Consider the following 13592-nt stretch of genomic DNA (forward strand, 5'->3'; position numbering starts at 1 on the left):
CGGATGAGACGCCAGGTGAGACATCCTGACCTTGTGCGAAAACACCACGGGCACCAGGAGCGGTCGGATCTCGAGGCGGCGCTGCGCGCGGTCGTGGCGGGAGACGTGGACTTCGGCGCCACGGCGAGAGCCCTGACGACGATGGACGCGTCCAACTACCGACGGGTGCCGGTGGGCGTGGTCGCGCCCCGGGACGCCGACGACGTGGCGGCGGCGCTCGCGGTCTGCCGGGAGCACCGGGTGCCGGTGGTGGCGCGGGGCGGCGGCACGTCGATCGCGGGGCAGGCGACGGGGACGGGCGTGGTCCTCGACTTCACCCGCCACATGCGCGCGGTCGTCTCCGTCGACCGGGAGGCGCGGACGGCGGTCGTCCAGCCGGGGCTCGTCCTTGACCGGTTGCGGGACGCGGTGCGCCCGTACGGCCTGACCTTCGGCCCGGACCCGTCCACGCACAGCCGCTGCACGCTCGGCGGCATGATCGGCAACAACGCGTGCGGCGCGCACTCGGTGGCGTGGGGGACGACGGCCGACAACGTGCTGGGTATGGACGTCCGGACGTACGGGGGCTCGTCCCTCGTCCTCGGCCGGGACTGGCAAGGGGCTCCGGCGGGGCTGCGGGAGCTGGTGGACGGGAACCTGGCGCTGCTGCGGACCGGGTACCCGGAGGGGCTGCCGCGCCGGATCTCCGGGTACGCGCTCGACGCGCTGCTGCCGGAGCGGGGCGGGGACGTGGCCCGGCTGCTCTGCGGGAGCGAGGGGACGCTGGGGGTGGTGACGGAGGCGACGGTACGGCTGGTGGAGCTGCCGGCCGCGCCGGTCCTGGTGGTCCTCGGGTACGCGGACGAGAGCGCGGCGGCCGACGCGGTGGCGGGGCTGCTGCCGCTCGGCCCGCTGACGGTGGAGGGGATGGCGGCGGACCTGGTGCGGGACGCGGTGGCGGGGCTGCCGCGCGGGGGCGCGTGGCTGTTCGTGGAGGTGGACGGGGAGGACGCGGCGCGGGAGCTGGCGGCTGCGGCTTCGGCGGACGCCCTCGACGCGGCCGTCGTCGTCGACCCGGCCGGGCAGCGGGCGCTGTGGCGGATCCGGGAGGACGCGGCGGGGACGGCGACGCGGATGCCGGACGGGGTGGAGGCGTGGCCCGGGTGGGAGGACTGCGCGGTGCCGCCGGCGCGGCTCGGTTCGTACCTGCGCGAGTTTCGCGCGCTGTTGACGGAGTACGGCCTGCGGGGGACTCCGTACGGTCATTTCGGCGACGGCTGCGTCCATGTCCGTATCGACTTCGACCTGTACTCGGCGGCGGGGGTGGGCCGCTTCCGGGACTTCTCGGAGGCGGCGGCGGACCTTGTGGTGGCGCACGGGGGCTCGCTGTCGGGGGAGCACGGGGACGGGCGGGCGCGGGCGGAGCTGCTGCCGAGGATGTACGGCCCGGAGCTGGTGGGCCTGTTCGGCGCGGTGAAGGACGTCTGGGACCCGGACGGCGGCCTGAACCCGGGGATGCTGGTGCGGCCGGGACGCCTTGACGAGGGGCTGCGGTTCAAGGGCCTGCCGGTGGAGGCGCGGGAGGTCGCGCGGTGCGTGGGCGTGGCCAAGTGCCGGGTGGAGGGGCCGACGTCGGGGCCTGGGGTGATGTGTCCTTCGTACCGGGCGACGGGGGAGGAGCGGCACTCGACGCGGGGGCGGGCGCGGCTGCTGCACGAGATGGCGCTCGGTGAGGTGATCACGGACGGCTGGCGCTCGGAGGAGGTGCGGGAGGCACTCGACCTGTGCCTGTCGTGCAAGGGGTGCAGGAGCGACTGCCCGGTGGGCGTGGACATGGCCGCGTACAAGGCGCGTTTCCTGGACCGGCACTACGCGGGGCGGCGGCGGCCGTGGTCGCACGTGACGATGGGCCGCCTTCCGGAGTGGCTCCGGCTCTTCGGCCCGGCGCTGAACCTGGCGCGGGTCTTCCCCTCGCGGTTCGCGGGGGTCGCTCCGGAGCGGGAGCTGCCGAGGGTGGCGTCGCGGACGTTCGTGTCGTGGTTCGGTTCGCGTCTGGAGACGGTGTCGGACGTGTGGCTGTGGCCGGACACCTTCACGAACCACCTGGCGCCGCAGGTGGGGCGTTCGGCGGTACGGGTCCTGGAGGCGGCGGGCGTACGGGTGGGGCTGCCGCCGGGGCGGGTGTGCTGCGGGCTCACGTACGTGTCGACGGGGCAGCTGGACCGGGCCCGGAAGGTGATGCGCGGGACGCTGGACGTGATGGAGCCCCAGCTCGGCCATCCCGTGGTCGTCCTCGAACCCTCCTGCGCGGCGACCCTGCGGACGGACCTCCCGGAACTCCTCCCGGACGACCCGCGAGCGCGGACGCTGGCCTCGTCGGTACGGACCTTCGCGGAGGCCCTGGAGGAGTTCGCGCCCGAGTGGGAACCCCCGCGTCTCGACCACCCGGTGGCCGGCCAGACCCACTGCCACCAGCACGCCGTCCTGGGCGACGGGCCGGACCGCCGCCTGCGTGAACGGATGGGCCTGGAGGGCGAGTTGAGCGGGGGCTGCTGCGGCCTCGCGGGCAACTTCGGCTTCGAGCCGGGCCATTACGAGGTCTCGGTGGCCTGCGCGGAGGACCAGCTGCTGCCGGCGGTGCGCGCGGCGGACGACAACGCGGTGCTTCTGGCCGACGGCTTCTCCTGCCGTACTCAGCTCGACGACCTGGCGGGCCGGCGGGCCCGTCACATCGCGGAGGTGCTGGCGGAGGCGATCGAGGAGCAGTAGTCCGGGGCCTCAAGTCGGGCGGGGTCTAGGTCTCGACGGCCGCGGTCCTGGTGAACGTACGCCGGTAGGTGCGGGGCGGGACGCCGCGGCGGCGGACGAACTGTTCGCGCAGGACCGCGGCGCTGCCATAGCCGACGAGGCGGGCGATCTCCTCGACCGGGAGGTCGGTCGTCTCCAGGAGCTCCTCCGCCCGGCCGAGCCGCTGGCCGAGGACCCAGGCGTGCGGAGTGGTCCCGGTCGCGGCGGTGAAGCGGCGGGCGAAGGAGCGGCGGCTCATCAGGGCGCGGCGGGCGAGTTCGGCCACGGGCAGCGGCTCGTGGAGGTGTTCGCGGGCCCACGCGAGGACGCCGCCGAGCCGTTCGTCCTCGCAGTCCTCGGGTACGGGGGCGGTGACGTACTGCGCCTGGCCGCCGTCGCGGTGCGGCGACAGGACGAGGTCGCGGGCGACGGCGTTCGCGGCGGCGGCCCCGTACTCGCGGCGCAGCAGATGCAGACAGAGGTCGAATCCGGCGGCGGCGCCCGCGCCCGTGAGGATCCGGCCCTCGTCTACGTACAGGGCGTCCCGCTCGACGGTGACGGACGGGTGGCGTTGCGCGAGCAGGTCGGCGAACCGCCAGTGGGTGGTGGCCCGCAGCCCGTCGAGCAGCCCGGCCGCGGCGAGCGCGAACGCGCCGACACAGTGCGACCCGACGAGCGCCCCGCGCGCGTGGGCGGCCCGGAGCGCGTCGAGCACGGGCGCGGGCGGCGGGGTGCGGAAGTCGGCCCAGGGGAGGACGAGCACGAGATCGGCCGAGGCGAGCCGGTCGAGCCCGTGGTCGACGGTGAGCGGCACCCCGAGGTCGGTGGGGACCTGCCCGGGGACGTCGCCGCAGAGCGCGAAGTCGAAGCGCGGAAGCCCCGCGGGCGGCGCGGCGAACACCTCGGACACCAGCCCGACGGCAAGCATCCCGACACGGGGCGGGGCATAGGCGGCGACGCTCAGGAAGGGCGGCATGCGGGGGAGTGTGGCACGGGGGCGGTACGGGGGGCGACGGGCCGGGGGCGGGGGTGGCTCCCGCGCGGGGGTGTGGCTCCGTGACGGGGTGGTGGCTCCGGCGCGGGGGTGTGGCTCCGGCACGCGGAAGATCCGGCTATCGAGGGTCCGGTACCGGCCATGGGACTGGTAGACGCGTATGTTGAGGTGTCGCGTATTCGTCAGCCGAGGCGTGTGCATGGCCCGATGAGATGACCGACAGTGATCCGGGAGTCTCGTTCTCCGCTGTTGGACCTCGTCTTGTGACTGCGAGCTTCCGCTTACTCCAGATAGAGAGCTGCCAAGCGGGGCAGTCGGCGGGTCACTTCGTCGTGGTCATCGAAATCGAAGTTCCAGGTGGGGTCCAGCTCCCGGTAGCGGATGGTGGGTGGGCTCGCTGGGAGCTGATCACCGGTCGCCGAGATGTGTGCGTTCCAGGCGATGCCCAGCATGTCCTCACCCTCCAGGTCGACGCCGTCGGCTGCGGAGGCTTGAACGATGGGCAGTTCTGCCAGGGCATCGGGATCAGCGACTACGCGCTCGAATACTTCACAGCCCTGAGCGATCAGCCAGCCGCGGAAGTAGTCGAAGCCGTCGTCAGAGCACCCACCGTTGGCAAGGTAAGCAGCGGCCCAGAGAGGATTGCTGTAGGAGTCAACCATCAGGTCCCACAGAACCTGCTCAGCTGCGACGATCTCCTCGACCGGCCGGGAGGCCAGCAGCGAGGTCGCCTCGCGAGCGACCGCTTCGCCGTCGCTCGGGTTGGACGCCTGATTGCGGGCTGCCTCAATGAGCTGCCAGAACTGCTGCTTGTTCATGGAGGCAGAGCCTGCCACCTGGTACTGACATCGGGCCGGTCGCGGGAGCTTGGCTCACCAGAGCAGCCACGTCGCTCCTGTCAGCGTGTGTGGTCGCCAGGTGCATATCGACTCCAGGTTCCTCCGGCTTCGGTGACCAGGCGGGTGGCGGTCTTGTCGTGGTAGCCGAGTGCCTTCGCGGTGATGGGTGCCGGGGCTTGGAGGACGAGCCGGCGGATCGCGGAGGTCCTGCCTCGTTGCGGCGGGACGCCGATCTTTCGCGTTCCACGCGTCGCCGCACCCGACCGTCGTCGTACGTCTGTGACGCTGATCGCGGAATCACCCTGTTCGCCAGACGCCGGCCCGATTCACTGGATGCCGGCTCGTCTGCGATCGATGTGCCGGCGCGGTCGCCGGTGCCCGGCAGGTCCTTGGCGAGCCAGCCTGCGAGTGCGCTCACCGGGCATCGACCGGGTGAGGACGCCGAGTGTGAGCAGAGCGAGCGCCGGCAGCACGGCGACGATGATTCCCATCGGCAAGGCGTCGGTGGTGCCACCCGCGCCGGCCAGCGGAGCAAGTGCCCCGCCGAACATGAACTGGCTGAAGCCGAGCAGAGCGGCTGCCGACCCGGCGTGTCCGCCGTGGTCGGCCAGGGCCTGGGCCGCGGCGTTCGGCATGACCAGGCCCACGCTGGAGACCAGGACGAACAGGCCGATCAGGAGCACGGGCAGGGGTGCCCGTGTCAGCACCGTGCCCAGGACCGCGGTGCCACCGGCTGTCGCGCCCAGCAGACCGGCGAGCAGCAGCACGCGGGCGCCGGCCCGGGCCACCAGCCGGCCGCTGATCTGGGCGGCCGCGATGAGTCCGGCGGCGTTGACGGCGAACACGGCGCTGTACTGCTGCGGTGACAGGCCGTGGATTTCCTGCAGGACGAACGGCGAGCCGGAGATGTAGGCGAACATCGCCGCGAAGACCAGGCCGTTGGCCAGGACGTACCCGGTGAAGACCCGGTCGCTGAGCAGCTGCCCGACGACAGCCGGCAGCGGCTGGCGTGACGCGGAGGACCGGGTCTCCGGCAGTCCTGCGGCGGAGGCCGCCAGCATCACGGCGCCGAGTACGGCCAGGCCCACGAAGATCCCCGGCCAGGCCGTGACGCGCAGTAGCTGGCCGCCGAGGACCGGCGCGAACACCGGCGCCAGGCCGGTGATCAAGGTCAGTGCGGAGAAGAGACGTGCGGTGCGGGTTCCGGAGGTGCGGTCGCGGACCATGGCGTTGGCGATGACGATGCCGAACGCCCCGCCGATGCCCTGGACCAGGCGTAGGCCGATGAGTGTCCGGACGTCGGGTGCCACCGCGCAGAGCGCGCTGGCGATCGTGTAGAGGGCGAGGCCCGCCAGCAACGGACGCCGCCGGCCGTAGGTGTCGCTCAGCGGCCCGGCGATCAGCTGCCCGATGGCCAGCCCGGCCAGGCAGGCGGTGATGGTGAGCTGGGTGGCCGCGGCGCTGGCGCGCAGGTCGCCGGCGAGGTCCGGCAGTCCGGGCAGGTAGCCGTCGATGGACAGTGGTCCCAGGGCCACGAGCGCTGCGAGCAGGACGATGAAGCGGGTTTGCCGGCCGGCGGCGTCGTTGCTCATGGCTCAGTACGCCACGGTGATGCGGCGGCGGATCGCGGTGCCGCTCTCGATCGTGTCGGCCAGGGCGATCGCGTAGTCGGCGTACGAGATGCGGCTGTTGCCGTCGTCGTCGGTGAGCAGGGTGTCCCCGGCGCTGCGGTAGGCCCCGGTCCGCTCGCCCGCTCCGATGACCGCGGCGGGCGACACGTACGTCCAGTCGAGGTCGTGCACGCCGCGGTAGAGGTCGAGCGCTTCGGACTGGGCCTCGGCATTGGCCTTCCACAGCGCGGGGAAGTCCGGGTCGTCCATGACCCGGGCACCGGTCGGCGTGCGCAGGCTACCGGCACCGCCGATGGTGACCAGGCGGGTGACGCCGACTCGGCGGAGTCCGTCGATCAGCGCACGGGCGGCACCGACGATCGTGGCGCGGTCGTTCTCCTGGCCGATCCGGGGGCCGACGGCCGACAGTACGGCGTCGTGGGAGGCGGCGAGGCCGGCGACCGCGGCGGCGTCTGTGACGTCACCGGTGGTCACGGTCAGGGCCTTGTGCTTGAGTCCGTCGACGTGGCCGGCTCGGGTGACCGCGGTGACGGTGTGGCCGCGACGCAGTAGTTCCTCGGTGGTGGGCCGGCCGATGTTGCCGCTGGCACCGAACAGGACGATCTTCATGTGTTGCTCCTTGTTTCTGATGCTCAGAGGACGGGCTGGCCGTCGGCGATGATGGCCGCGGTGATGCCGCGCTCGTCGGCGGCGTGCTGGAAGCGCTGCTCGATGTCGGGTTGTTCGGTGTAGAACGGCGGGTTGTGGAACAGGCCGTAGTGCATGGCGCAGACGGTGCCGGCGCCGAGTGCGACGGCGGCCTCGACGCCCTGCTCGGGGGTCATGGTCGCCGGGACGTTGGCCGCGTAGCCCTCGAAGTGGGCGATGACGCCGTTGACCGGGACGAACGCGACGTCGAACGGGCCGTGGTCGCGGGCGATCTGCCACCAGCTGCCGTGCCACTGGGTGTCGCCGCAGTGAATGACCCGCCGGCCGGCGCCTTCGACGACCCAGGCGACCTGGTCACAGTCGTTGCCGCGCCAGTCCAGCGAGGTCACCGGGGTGACGGTCAGCTCTCCGATGCGGCGTGACTGGCCCAGGTCCTGGGCAACGGGGGTGATGCCCACCTCGTGCAGCGCCGCCGCGCTCGGGGTGTGGCAGCCGATCGTGCCGGTGGCCGCGATCCGGGCGATCAGGTCGTGGTCGTAGTGGTCGGGGTGCAGGTGGGTGATGAGGGCGTGGGTGCCGGGCGGGGTATCGACCGGGTCGACCGGCCGGTGCGGCGGCCCCATCACCGGCGCCAGCGGAGCGACGTTCTCGAGCGGATCGATCAGCAGGCGGGTGTCGCCGAGACGGATCTCGACGCCGGCCCAGGCCAGCCGACGCACGGAAAGGGTGGGGGTCATGGGCAGCGACGCTAGACCGATGTTGTTGAGAAAGTCAACAAGAGAGTTTTGAATCTCAACACCACGATGTAGGGTGGTGGCATGCGCACCTACGGGCAGTACTGCGGCATCGCGAAAGCACTGGACACCATCGGCGACCGATGGACCCTGCTGATCGTCCGTGAACTGTTCGCCCTGGGTCCGTGCCGGCACACCGACCTGCGCAACGGGCTGCCCGGGATCGCCAGCAACCTGCTGGTCGACCGGCTCCGCGAACTCGAGGAAGCCGGCCTGATCCACCGTGAGGCCGCCCCGCCGCCGGTGGCCACCACCCTGTTCTCCCTCACCGAGCGTGGCCGCGAGCTGGAGCCGGTGCTGCGGGAGCTGAGCCGGTGGGGCGTGCCGCTGTTGCGTGAGCCGGGCGGCAGCGACACCTTCCGCACCCACTGGCTGGACATGCCCGCCCGGGCACTGACCGACCACCGCCCCGACCAGCCGGCAATCGCCCTGCAACTGCACGCCGACGGCAGCGAGGACCTGGTTATCGAAGTCAAGGACGGCTCGGTGCACACACACGCCGGCCGGGTCGACCACCCCACCGCGTCACTGACCGGACCGCCGCACCTGCTGGCCGCGACCCTGCTCGGCGACCTCGATCTGAGCGCCGCAGTACAGCAAGGCCTGCGGCTCAGCGGCGAACGCGAGGCAGTACTGCGCATCCTGCCCCGCTGATCCGGGTGTGAGACTGGTAGGACCATCGGTACAGCCGTTGGCGCTAAGCACTTGATCGCTGCCGTCAGCTGCGGATCTCCGCGTTCGGATGGGGCTGGGCCTGGAGGCCCTCGCGGAGGTCGATCTCCTCGGGGGGTGAGCGGGTCCTCGGGCCTGCGGATGCGTACGGGCTTGGGCCGCAGCGGCAGGCCGTCGTCCACCTCGGCGGCCTCGGCTTCCGCGAGCGCCCGGTAGAGCGAGGCGACCGAGGGGGACTTGCCCGCGTTCTTCCCGACCTTGAGGGTGAGCTTCTTCGCGATGCCGGGGACGGGGACGCCCTTGTCCTTGAGGGCGACGGCGAAGGTGAGCATGTCGTCGTCGATGACCCTCGGTCGTCCGCCGTGGTTGCCCTTGGAGGCGGCGATGACCTGGCCTTCGAGGGTCTTCTCCCGGATGTAGTTGCGCTCGATCTGCCCGGCGAAGGCGAGGACGGCGAAGAACATGGCGCCCATGCCGTTGGGGTCGTAGATCCCGGTGAGCGGACCGGTGAGGAGTTCGAGCCTGGCCACCGGTGCCCTGCACACTGGAGCGACTCCCTCGCCGCAACCCGCGCCGAGCGCTGCTCCCCCACTGGGTCTGACCGGGTCCGCAGCGTGGACGAAACGAGCATGCGTCCGAAAGAACGTGTCTGATGATTGATCACGTGGCGGTGGGGGTGGGCACGGCTGTGCGACGAACCGGTGAGGGGCTGGATTGCCGCCACGTCGAGGAGCGGGGGGATCGCATGGGGTTGCTGATTGCGCCGGATGCTGTCGGGGAGGGTGAGGACGGGTTCGATTGGTTCTGCGAGACGGTGTCCAGCGCCGTGATGCCCGTCATGATCAGCACCCGCCGTGCCGCCGGCTTCCGGGCGAGCATCACGGACCTGGATCTCGGCGTGGTACGGCTGACTGCTTTGACCTGCTCACCGGTGCTCTCGCGGCGCACCTTGACTCATGTCCGTCGTGGCGATCCCGAGCACGTGCAGCTGGCGCTCCTCACACAAGGTGCTTTCAGGATCTCCCAGCGGGGCAACGAATCGTTGGTCGCGGGGGGACTCGTGCTCACCGACACCTCACGGCCGAGTGAGGGGGCATGCATGGGCGGACAGGCCGAGTCGGTCGTCATGCAGATTCCCCGTCAGGCCCTGGCACTGAGGTCGGACCGGGTGGACCGCCTCCTCGCACGGAGCTTGGCGGCAGACGTGGGGTCAGGGGCGATCCTCGCGGACTTCCTGAAGACGCTGCTGGCACGCGGCCCGCGCTGTCGCCCGGAGGAGCTGCGCGCAATGGGGTCCGTCACTCTCGACCTGGCCACTGCGTTTCTCGCGCGGCAGCTCGGTGACCCTGGTGAGGCGCCTGCCGAGGCCCGTGCGCAGGAGACGCTGCAGCGGACCTACCGCTTCATCGAGACCAACCTCGGCGACCCGAGCCTGACTCCTCAGATGATCGCTGACCGGCACAACATGTCCCTGCGGAGTCTCTACGCCCTCTTCGCCGACCAGCCCCTGACCATCGCGGCACACATCCGCCGAAGCCGGCTGGAGCGCGCCCACACCGACCTCGCATCCCGGGAACTGAGCGGTCAGCCCGTTCAGGCGATCGCGGCCCGCTGGGGCTTCTCCAGCGCTACCAGGTTCAGCCGGGCGTTCCGCGAAGCCTACGGAATCCCCCCTACCGAACACCGTGCGCTCTCCCTGGCCGCCCCACGGCACGCAGAGCACAGAAACCCTGCACGCCATGAACACCACCGCACGCTCCTCGGGCCTAGATTCTCCGCTGGAGACAGCGCCACAGCGTGAGTTGGGGAGGCCGGTCGCCCCGCCCTGAGCAGGGCGACCGACGGCTACTCATGGTGTGAGTGCCGATCGGCAACCATTCATCAGGGGAGACATCGCATGGCTGGAAAGATCAGCAAGTTCGCGGCCGCGGCGGCCGCGGCGACGGCGGTCGTGACGCTCGCGGGGAGCCCGGCGAGCGCGGCCGACACGGCGTACAACACGCGGAGTGTGTGGCTGGACGGCGAACCGAGTGGGGCAAACGTCAGCGCGTGCACCACCAGGAGCATGTACCTGGCCAGCGGCACCTACACGTGGACGCAGATCCTCGGGGGCACCCGCACGCCGACCCGCGACATCTACCTGGCCACGGGCACCTACACGTGGAAGGACTGCATCGTCCCCCACAACGGCTACTACGAGCAGACGTCCAGCCTGTCCAAGCCCGGTTCGGCGACGGCGTACCTCACCGACCCGAGCTTCCTCCAGCCGTCGGGCACTTACACCTTCGGCTCGCTGCTCGACCCGCACTTCTGATCGACCGCCCGGGCATCGCCCCGATCCGCTGAGGCGCGCCGGCCCCAAGCAGCGGGCGACCACCGACACCAGCGCGGCGTGTGACCGGTTAAGGAACATCTGCCACCACCTGACCCACCAGGCATAGTCACCGCCACGAAGCTGTGCCACTCCGGCCGGACGAGCGTGGCGTCGGCACCCCACCGAAGACCACGCGCACGGTCCGGCGCGCGCACGGACCGGCTCGTGAGTTCCGGCACGCACGTGCGCGCCCCGTCCCGCCCGCGCCGCAGGCTCTGGCACAAAACCCGCGATGGGTGGCAGTACGGCCACTCGTCGGCGATCTTCCGCCGGGCGAAGCTGAGGACATGACAGACCAGCCGCGCGGAAACACCGCCACCTACACCGTCCTGACCACCGGCTACACCACCTCCACGGGCCCGGGCGTCGCCGCCACCGTCTCGTACGTGACCGACGGCGACCGCCATGTGATCGTCGACCCCGGCATGGTGGCGAGCCGTGACCGGATCCTCGGACCGCTGGCCGAACTGGGCCTGGGCCCGGACGACATCACCGACGTCGTGCTCAGCCACCACCACCCCGACAACACCATGAACGTCGGCCTGTTCGGCCGGGCGCGCGTCCACGACCACAAGGCCGAGTACCTGAACGACCAGTGGACCGACCGCGACGCCGAGGGCCATGAACTGACCTCGTCCCTGCGGCTGATCCGCACCCCGGGGCACAGCCCCGAGGACATCACGCTCCTCGCGGGCACGGCGGACGGCGTCGTCGCCTTCGTCGGCGACCTCTGGTGGCGCCCGGACGGCCCGGCCGAGGACCCGGTCGCCCCCGACCGCGACCAGCTCCGCACCTCCCGCCTGCGGGTCCTGAAGACCTCCGACGTGATCGTCCCGGGTCACGGGGGACCGTTCCCGGCGGGGGACGAGGCAGTGCTCTAGCCGTACGCCCGCTTCCGTACCGTCGACCGTCACACAGGGGGACCCCACCATGTCGTTGCCCGATCCCGCCCCGCCCGGCCCCACCCCCGCCGCCGACGCGCGCCGCAGCCGCCCATGGCACCGCCCGTTGACGGTGTGCGCCGTCCTGTTGGCCGTCCTCACGGTCGTCAGCGGGGTCGGCGTGGCCGTGGACGACCGGACCCTGCTGGGGGAGCCGGTCTGGGTGAAGCCGCTGAAGTTCGGCTTCGCCTTCGCCCTCTACTCCGCCACGCTGGCCTGGCTGCTGGCCCGACTGGACCGTGGCAGGCGGCTCGCCTGGTGGGTGGGCACCGTCTTCGCGGTGGCCGCCGTCACCGAGGTGGGCGCCATCACCGTGCAGGCGGCGCGCGGCACGTTCAGCCACTTCAACGCCGACCGGACCGACCCGGTCACCCTGGCCCTCGTACCGATCCTCACCTTCGGCGTGATGGTCATCGTCATCGCGCAACTGATCGTCTGTGTCGTCGTGTTGAGGCAGCGTACGGGCGGCAGGGACCTGAACCGGGCGATCCGCGCGGGGCTCGGACTCGCGACCTTCGGCATGCTCGTGCCGCTCTACTGGATGGTGACCGGGGTGCACCCCCGTACCCTCACCGACGCCAACGGCGACGCCATCCCGATGTACCAGGGCCACGGCATAGGCGACCCCGACGGCCACGGCATGGCCCTCACGAACTGGAGCGTGACCGGAGGCGACTTCCGGGTCCCGCACTTCTTCGCCCTGCACGGCATCCAGGTCCTGCTGCTGCTCACGGTGGTGCTGACCGCGCTGTCGGCCCGGCACGTCCGGCTGCGGGACGAGCGGGTCCGCTCCCGCCTGGTGGGCTGTGCCGCGCTCGGCCTCTGGGGTCTGGTCGCGGTGGTGACCTCGCAGGCGGCCCGGGGGCAGTCCCTGATCCACCCGGACGCGGTGACCCTCGGCGCCTTCGCGGGTGTCCTCGTCCTGACGGCCGCGGTGACGGCGCGCGTCGTCGTCGGCGCCAGGTCCCGGCCGGGGGAGGCTGGGGAGGCTCTGGAGCGCGACCACGCGTCGCGGTGGTGAGGGGGCGGGGTGCGCGTGCGTTCTCACGCTTCCCGGGCGATCTCCCGGGCCAGCTCCACGAGCAGCCGCGTCGCCGGGTGGGGGGAGGTGTCGCGCCAGGCCAGGAGGACCGGGATCCGGGGGGCGTCGGGGAGGGGGCGGTAGGTGACGCCCGGGTGGGGGTGCATGGCCGCCGTGGAGGCCGAGGAGACGCCGACGCCCCGGCCGGCGGCGATCGCGGTGAGCCAGTCGTCGGTGTTGCCGACCGTCAGGGTCGTGGCCGGGCGCTGGGGCGCGGGCCAGAGGGTCGGGGTGGTGGTGCCCGAGACGGTGTTGAGGACGATCGTCTCGCTCGCGAGGTCCGCCAGGGTGAGGGACGTACGGGACGCCAGCGGGCTGTCCGTCGCCACGGCGGCCACCCGGTCCTCGGTGGCCAGCTCCTCGGTCGCCAGGCCGGGCGCGTCGACGGGGCCCCGGAGCAGCGCGGCGTCCACCTCGCCCCGGACGAGGCCGGCCGTGCGGTCGTCGATGCGGAGGAGTTCGAGCGGGGTCTCGGGGTGCTCGCGCTGCCAGCGCCGTAGCAAGGGGGTGGTGTACGGGCCGTACGCGGACCACGCGTGCCCGAGCCGCAGCGGGCGGTGGCGCAGCCGGGCGGGGTCCAGGGCCGCGTCGAACGCGGCCACGGCCGCCGCCGCGCGGTCGTGGAAGGCGCGGCCCTCGGCGGTGAGCGCGAGGTGGTGCGTGGAACGGTCGACGAGCCGGACGCCGAGGTGTTTCTCCAGGGCGGCGAGGGTGCGGGACATCGCGGGCTGGGTGAGGTGGAGCCGGGCGGCGGCCCGGGTCACGTTCCCCTCCTCCGCGATGGCGAGAAAGGCGCGAAGGTGGCGGAGCTCGATGCCCGAGCGACTCCCTTGACTCATGCGTCCGGAGCAT

Annotated in this window: 12 protein-coding genes; 6 read left to right on the plus strand and 6 right to left on the minus strand. The window is 72.0% G+C overall.

What is annotated here, in order from left to right:
* Nucleotides 1–3: 3 nt before the first annotated feature.
* The gene (locus ACFWRO_RS09685; protein ID WP_384506805.1) at nt 4–2748 is read left to right on the plus strand and encodes an FAD-binding and (Fe-S)-binding domain-containing protein; all 2745 of its coding nucleotides are present in this window, start codon (nt 4–6) and stop codon (nt 2746–2748) included.
* A 25-nt stretch (nt 2749–2773) separates the two neighbouring features.
* Here the strand turns inward: ACFWRO_RS09685 and ACFWRO_RS09690 are convergent, their stop codons facing one another.
* The 5 genes from ACFWRO_RS09690 to ACFWRO_RS09710 form a co-directional block, all read right to left on the minus strand.
* Nucleotides 2774–3742, minus strand: coding sequence for a GlxA family transcriptional regulator (locus tag ACFWRO_RS09690; protein WP_384506808.1), 969 nt, complete (start codon nt 3740–3742; stop codon nt 2774–2776).
* A 299-nt stretch (nt 3743–4041) separates the two neighbouring features.
* Nucleotides 4042–4578: a DUF4240 domain-containing protein gene (locus ACFWRO_RS09695; protein ID WP_384506811.1), complete on the minus strand. Its 537-nt coding sequence runs from the start codon at nt 4576–4578 to the stop codon at nt 4042–4044.
* Nucleotides 4579–4925: 347 nt separating this feature from the next.
* Nucleotides 4926–6191: a multidrug effflux MFS transporter gene (locus ACFWRO_RS09700; RefSeq protein ID WP_384506813.1), complete on the minus strand. Its 1266-nt coding sequence runs from the start codon at nt 6189–6191 to the stop codon at nt 4926–4928.
* Nucleotides 6192–6194: 3 nt separating this feature from the next.
* On the minus strand, nt 6195–6839 hold the full coding sequence (locus ACFWRO_RS09705) for an NAD(P)-dependent oxidoreductase (protein ID WP_384506816.1): 645 nt from the start codon (nt 6837–6839) through the stop codon (nt 6195–6197).
* A gap of 23 nt (nt 6840–6862) precedes the next feature.
* On the minus strand, nt 6863–7615 hold the full coding sequence (locus ACFWRO_RS09710; RefSeq protein WP_327387315.1) for an MBL fold metallo-hydrolase: 753 nt from the start codon (nt 7613–7615) through the stop codon (nt 6863–6865).
* An 81-nt stretch (nt 7616–7696) separates the two neighbouring features.
* Here ACFWRO_RS09710 and ACFWRO_RS09715 point away from each other — a divergent pair, with 81 nt between their 5' ends.
* The 5 genes from ACFWRO_RS09715 (at nt 7697) to ACFWRO_RS09735 (ending at nt 12680) form a co-directional block, all read left to right on the plus strand.
* Complete coding sequence (locus tag ACFWRO_RS09715; protein ID WP_328965562.1) at nt 7697–8326, plus strand: helix-turn-helix domain-containing protein; 630 nt, start codon at nt 7697–7699, stop codon at nt 8324–8326.
* 670 nt (nt 8327–8996) lie between these two features.
* Nucleotides 8997–10145 carry a helix-turn-helix domain-containing protein gene (locus ACFWRO_RS09720; RefSeq protein ID WP_384506819.1) on the plus strand — a complete coding sequence of 383 codons (1149 nt, stop codon included), beginning with the start codon at nt 8997–8999 and terminating at the stop codon, nt 10143–10145.
* Between the two features lie 96 nt (nt 10146–10241).
* Entirely contained in the window at nt 10242–10658 is a 417-nt protein-coding gene (locus ACFWRO_RS09725) for a hypothetical protein (RefSeq protein ID WP_384506822.1), read from the plus strand.
* Between the two features lie 347 nt (nt 10659–11005).
* A complete protein-coding gene (locus ACFWRO_RS09730; RefSeq protein WP_384506825.1) occupies nt 11006–11599 on the plus strand; it encodes an MBL fold metallo-hydrolase in 594 nt (197 codons plus the stop codon).
* A 49-nt stretch (nt 11600–11648) separates the two neighbouring features.
* Complete coding sequence (locus tag ACFWRO_RS09735) at nt 11649–12680, plus strand: hypothetical protein (RefSeq protein WP_384506828.1); 1032 nt, start codon at nt 11649–11651, stop codon at nt 12678–12680.
* A gap of 23 nt (nt 12681–12703) precedes the next feature.
* Here the strand turns inward: ACFWRO_RS09735 and ACFWRO_RS09740 are convergent, their stop codons facing one another.
* Nucleotides 12704–13579 carry a LysR family transcriptional regulator gene (locus ACFWRO_RS09740; RefSeq protein WP_384506831.1) on the minus strand — a complete coding sequence of 292 codons (876 nt, stop codon included), beginning with the start codon at nt 13577–13579 and terminating at the stop codon, nt 12704–12706.
* Nucleotides 13580–13592 lie beyond the last annotated feature (13 nt).

Source organism: Streptomyces sp. NPDC058579 (assembly GCF_042718575.1).
Lineage (GTDB): Bacteria > Actinomycetota > Actinomycetes > Streptomycetales > Streptomycetaceae > Streptomyces.

What these genes read in the sequence shown, in the direction of transcription:
- ACFWRO_RS09700 (WP_384506813.1), bottom strand. Translation starts at nt 6,191, where the DNA reads ATGAGCAACGACGCCGCCGGCCGGCAAACCCGCTTCATCGTCCTGCTC.
- ACFWRO_RS09730 (WP_384506825.1), top strand. Translation starts at nt 11,006, where the DNA reads ATGACAGACCAGCCGCGCGGAAACACCGCCACCTACACCGTCCTGACC.
- ACFWRO_RS09690 (WP_384506808.1), bottom strand. Translation starts at nt 3,742, where the DNA reads ATGCCGCCCTTCCTGAGCGTCGCCGCCTATGCCCCGCCCCGTGTCGGG.
- ACFWRO_RS09735 (WP_384506828.1), top strand. Translation starts at nt 11,649, where the DNA reads ATGTCGTTGCCCGATCCCGCCCCGCCCGGCCCCACCCCCGCCGCCGAC.
- ACFWRO_RS09705 (WP_384506816.1), bottom strand. Translation starts at nt 6,839, where the DNA reads ATGAAGATCGTCCTGTTCGGTGCCAGCGGCAACATCGGCCGGCCCACC.
- ACFWRO_RS09685 (WP_384506805.1), top strand. Translation starts at nt 4, where the DNA reads ATGAGACGCCAGGTGAGACATCCTGACCTTGTGCGAAAACACCACGGG.
- ACFWRO_RS09695 (WP_384506811.1), bottom strand. Translation starts at nt 4,578, where the DNA reads ATGAACAAGCAGCAGTTCTGGCAGCTCATTGAGGCAGCCCGCAATCAG.
- ACFWRO_RS09725 (WP_384506822.1), top strand. Translation starts at nt 10,242, where the DNA reads ATGGCTGGAAAGATCAGCAAGTTCGCGGCCGCGGCGGCCGCGGCGACG.
- ACFWRO_RS09720 (WP_384506819.1), top strand. Translation starts at nt 8,997, where the DNA reads ATGATTGATCACGTGGCGGTGGGGGTGGGCACGGCTGTGCGACGAACC.
- ACFWRO_RS09715 (WP_328965562.1), top strand. Translation starts at nt 7,697, where the DNA reads ATGCGCACCTACGGGCAGTACTGCGGCATCGCGAAAGCACTGGACACC.
- ACFWRO_RS09710 (WP_327387315.1), bottom strand. Translation starts at nt 7,615, where the DNA reads ATGACCCCCACCCTTTCCGTGCGTCGGCTGGCCTGGGCCGGCGTCGAG.
- ACFWRO_RS09740 (WP_384506831.1), bottom strand. Translation starts at nt 13,579, where the DNA reads ATGAGTCAAGGGAGTCGCTCGGGCATCGAGCTCCGCCACCTTCGCGCC.